Raw genomic sequence first — 488 nt, forward strand, 5'->3', positions numbered from 1 at the left:
GTATTGCTGTGTATTTTGAAAACGTATTGGAGAATACAATATGTGTATTCTCCAATACACTCAAGCTTTAAAGCCTAAGTTTTTTAGATGAGGCAAAAACTGTTTTTGCTGTATTGGATCTCTTAGCATTTCTTTGATTTTCGCGGCTAGGCTCTCATAGCTTTCATTACCATTTGCTAAGTTTGAAAATTCAGGTAGTCGTGAAAGCTGATTGCCAAACATATTAATTTGAGCATCTGTCATTTGTTGGAATGCTGTTTGGGGCGTTCTAGTTAATTCTTGTTGAGATGGCCTAACTTTCGATTTAATTCTGAATTGAATGTCAGTGATAACTCGTCCTTTTTTGAATTGGTCATAGTCAACGGTAATATCAGTGTGTTTATTAATTTCACTTACTGCTCTGTCTAATACATTGGATTTAAAGTTAGACATTGTTGAATATTCAGTCGCGTCAAGACCTAACTTTGATCTAAGATCGTTAATAATAT

General features: G+C 34.0%; 1 pseudogene. It reads right to left on the reverse strand.

From position 1 onward, the window contains the following. Window positions 1–60: 60 nt before the first annotated feature. A pseudogene (locus ACLF5H_RS37335) lies at window positions 61–488 on the reverse strand (replication initiation protein); the annotation flags it as partial.

This window comes from Streptomyces sp. LaBMicrA B280 (assembly GCF_049222185.1).
Classification (GTDB): Bacteria; Actinomycetota; Actinomycetes; order Streptomycetales; family Streptomycetaceae; genus Streptomyces; species Streptomyces murinus.